The organism is uncultured Arenimonas sp. (assembly GCF_963976025.1).
GTDB lineage: Bacteria > Pseudomonadota > Gammaproteobacteria > Xanthomonadales > Xanthomonadaceae > Arenimonas.
Genome location: NZ_CAXBJS010000223.1, coordinates 1 through 3,721, shown reverse-complemented (window position 1 = coordinate 3,721; position 3,721 = coordinate 1). Strand labels below are relative to the sequence as shown.

General features: G+C 67.8%; 4 protein-coding genes. 2 read left to right on the top strand and 2 right to left on the bottom strand.

What is annotated here, in order from left to right:
* Positions 1-797 (bottom strand): phosphoenolpyruvate carboxykinase domain-containing protein (locus tag AACZ35_RS13110; protein WP_339830019.1); only part of this gene is annotated, 797 nt, incomplete at its 3' end.
* A 47-nt stretch (positions 798-844) separates the two neighbouring features.
* A complete protein-coding gene (locus AACZ35_RS13105; RefSeq protein WP_339830017.1) occupies positions 845-1,429 on the bottom strand; it encodes a TetR/AcrR family transcriptional regulator in 585 nt (194 codons plus the stop codon).
* Between the two features lie 88 nt (positions 1,430-1,517).
* Here AACZ35_RS13105 and AACZ35_RS13100 point away from each other — a divergent pair, with 88 nt between their 5' ends.
* Together AACZ35_RS13100 and AACZ35_RS13095 are read left to right on the top strand one after the other, a co-directional pair.
* Positions 1,518-2,417 (top strand): alpha/beta hydrolase, encoded by a 900-nt coding sequence (locus AACZ35_RS13100; RefSeq protein ID WP_339830015.1) that lies wholly within the window; start codon positions 1,518-1,520, stop codon positions 2,415-2,417.
* Positions 2,414-3,721: acyl-CoA dehydrogenase (locus tag AACZ35_RS13095; RefSeq protein ID WP_339830013.1), on the top strand; the 1,308-nt coding region annotated here is incomplete at its 3' end. The genes AACZ35_RS13100 and AACZ35_RS13095, both read left to right, overlap by 4 nt.

The following is a 3,721-nucleotide window of genomic DNA, read 5'->3' as shown; positions in this document are numbered from 1 at the left end:
CCCGGGCGCATCCAGCAGATGTCGTCGCCGACCGTCCAGACCTTCCAGCCGTCGCGGCGATAACCTTCCGGCGGGATGAGCATGGCCAGGTTGGTCTTGCCGCAGGCCGACGGGAACGCCGCCGCGACATAGTGGGTTTCACCCTGCGGATTCTCGATGCCGACGATCAGCATGTGTTCGGCCAGCCAGCCCTCGTTGCGGGCCTGGTAGCTGGCGATGCGCAGGGCGTGGCACTTCTTGCCCAGCAGGGCGTTGCCGCCGTAGCCCGAGCCGTAGCTCTGGATGGCCAGTTCTTCCGGGAAATGCATGATGAAGCGGCGGTTCGGATCGAGTTCGCCGATCGAGTGCAGGGTCATCAGGCGCATGTTCGCCACCACGTAGGGGCTGTCGGTGATCTCGACGCCGCAGCGCGACAGCGGCGATTCGATCGGGCCCATGCAATAGGGAATGACGTACATGGTGCGGCCGCGCATGCAGCCCTTGTACAGGGCGTCCATCTCGGCGTGGGCCTCGTCGGGTGCCATCCAGTTGTTGTTCGGGCCGGCGTCGGCGGGGTTGTGGGTGCAGACGAAGGTGAGGTGTTCGACGCGCGCCACGTCCGAGGGGCTGGACCGGTGCAGGTAGCAGTTCGGATGGGTCTGTTCGTTGAGCTTCACCAGGTCGCCGGTGGTCAGCATCAGCTCGACCAGGCTGGCGTGTTCGGCGTCGGAGCCGTCGCACCAGTGCACGGCGTCGGCTTGGGTGAGCTGGGCGACCGAATCGACCCACTGGTTGAGGCTGGCGAGCTTGCTTGTCATGACCGGGAGGGCTCCTGTCGGGGCCTGAAAGGGAAAGTTGGACGAAGCTAGTCCGGGATCAACGTGGCCATGACGTGGCCGACGTAGGCTTCGAATTCATCGTGGTGCAGCCGCGGCTGGCCAAGCTGCAGCGACAGCTGCAGGAAGCCCACGTAGGCGGCATAGGTAAGGCGTGCGCGGTTCTGCGCGTCCAGGCGCGGCAGGCCGGCCTGGCGGAAACTGGCGGCAAGGTAATCAAGCCGGCGCTGGGAAACGCGGCTCAGCACCGGCTGCACGACCGGGTGGTCGAGTGCCTTGAGCAGTTCGCTGTAGATGATGTGCGGCTTGAGTTCGTGCGCCACCAGCTGGAACAGCGCCTTGAGGCGCGCGCGCGGCTCCGGCACGGCCTCGAGCTGGCCGAACACGGTTTCCTGTTCCATCACTTCCCAGCGTTCGAGCGCGGCGACCAGCAGCGCTTCGCGCGAAGGGAAGTGCCAGTAGAAGCTGCCCTTGGTCACTCCGAGGCGGCGTGCCAGCGGTTCGACGGCGACAGCCGCCAGCCCCTGCTCGGCGATGACGTCGAGCGCGGCCAGGGCCCAGTCCTCGGCGCTGAGGCGGGCCGGGCGATCCAGTTTGGAAGCAGGGGTTACCATACGGTCGGCAAGTTTACGGGATGGAGCGATCATGCACCATACGGACTGGTATTGACAGGCGAACAAATCGCAACCCATACTCGGCCGTATGGTTCATTTCGCCCCCGCCGTCACGATGCCCGGCACGCGCCCGCTTTCCCTCGCGGGCGGCGGCGGCGTGCGTCTGGAAGCCAGCGCGGCCGATGGCGTTTCCCCGGGCCTGCTGCTCGCCCACGGCTTTGGCCAGACGCGCCAGGCCTGGCTGGGCACCCAGCGCCGCCTGGCGCAATCGGGCCGGGCCAGCCTGGCCTGGGACCTGCGCGGCCACGGCCAGTCCGGGCGCAACCCCGCCGACCTGCCCTACCGCGGCGAACAGTTCGTCGATGATGTCGTGCTCGCGGCCAGCGCCCTGGGCGCCGGCCCGGTGCTGGTGGGCGCCTCGATGGGCGGCCTGACCGGCCTGATGGCCCAGGCCCGCGACCGGGTGTTCTCGGCGCTGGTGCTGGTGGACATCACGCCGCGCTGGGAAGCCTCGGGCGTCGAACGCATCCTGGGTTTCATGACCGCGCATCCCGACGGCTTCGAATCCTTCGAACACGCCGCCGAGGAAATCGCCGCCTACCTGCCACACCGCCGCCAGCGCAAATCGCCGGCGCAGCTGGCCCACCTGCTCAAGCCTCGCGAAGATGGCCGCCTGGGCTGGCACTGGGACCCGCGCCTGCTGGCCGAATTCATTCCTTCCACCGGCGACCTGCAGGGCGCCATCGAAGACGCCTGCCGCGGCCTGGACGTGCCGGTGCTGCTGGTCAGCGGCGGCCGCAGCGACCTGGTCAGCGACCAGACCGTCGGCCATTTCCTGGAACTGGCGCCACACGCGCATCATGTCCGCCTGCCCGATGCCACCCACATGGTGGCAGGTGACGACAACGACGCCTTCACCGATACCCTGCTTGAGTTCCTGAGCACACTGGCCGCCCCCCACGCGGCCACCCACGGAGAATCTTCATGAGCATCCTCGCGCCCTTCCTCGCCCTGTTGCTGGCGATCCTGGTCGTCGCCTACCACCGGCTCAGCCTGGCGGTATTCACCGCGATATCGGCCACGCTGCTGGTGGCCGTCGGCCTGGCCGGCGCCAACCTCACCGCGACGGTCATCGCCGCCGTGCTGCTGGCCCTCGGCACGCTGCCCCTGCTCATCACCCCGGTGCGGCAGAAGTTCATCACCACGCCACTGCTGAAGTTCTATACGAAGATCCTGCCGCCGCTGTCGGACACCGAACGCACCGCGCTGGAAGCCGGCACGGTCGGCTTCGAAGGCGAGCTGTTCTCGGGCATGCCCAAGTGGGACCAGCTGCTGGCCCAGCCCAAGCCTGTGCTCACCGCCGAGGAACAGGCTTTCCTGGACGGTCCGGTGGAAGAAGTCTGCCGCATGACCAACGACTGGGAAATCACCCATGTCCATGCCGACCTGACCCCGGAGATCTGGGAATTCCTGAAGAAGAAGAAGTTCTTCGGCATGATCATCCCGAAGGAATACGGCGGCCTGGGCTTCAGCGCGCTGGCCCACCACAAGGTCATCCAGAAGCTGGCCTCGGTCTCGGCCACGCTCAGCTCCACCGTCGGCGTGCCCAACTCGCTGGGCCCGGCCGAACTGCTGCTGCACTACGGCACCAAGGAACAGAAGGACCACTACCTGCCGCGGCTCGCCGACGGCCGTGAAGTGCCCTGCTTCGCCCTGACCGGTCCCTTTGCCGGTTCCGACGCCACCTCCCTGCCCGACTTCGGCATCGTCTGCGAAGGCGAGTGGAACGGCGCCAAGGTGCTGGGCGTCAAGCTGACCTTCGACAAGCGTTACATCACGCTGGCGCCGGTGGCTTCCGTCATCGGCCTGGCCTTCCGCCTGCATGACCCGGACAAGCTGCTGGGCGAAGAATCCGACCGCGGCATCACGCTCGCCCTGGTGCCTCGCGATACCCCGGGGCTGGAAGTCGGCCGCCGCCACTTCCCGCTCAACTGCGCCTTCCAGAACGGCCCGGTGCGCGGCCACGAAGTGTTCCTGCCGCTGAGCCAGCTGATCGGCGGCGAAGACTACATCGGCGCCGGCTGGCGCATGCTGGTCGAGTGCCTCAGCGTCGGCCGCGCGATCACCCTGCCCTCCACGTCCTCGGGTGCGTCCAAGCTGGCCGCCGTGGTCACCGGCGCCTACGCCCGCGTGCGCAAGCAGTTCGGCCTGTCGATCGGCCGCTTCGAAGGCGTCGAGGAAGCCCTGGCCCGCCTGGCCGGCCATGCCTACGCCTGCGCGGCGCTGTCGCAG

Coding starts and splice junctions, on each gene's coding strand:
- AACZ35_RS13105 (WP_339830017.1), bottom strand. CDS start 1,429: ATGGTAACCCCTGCTTCCAAACTGGATCGCCCGGCCCGCCTCAGCGCC.
- AACZ35_RS13100 (WP_339830015.1), top strand. CDS start 1,518: ATGGTTCATTTCGCCCCCGCCGTCACGATGCCCGGCACGCGCCCGCTT.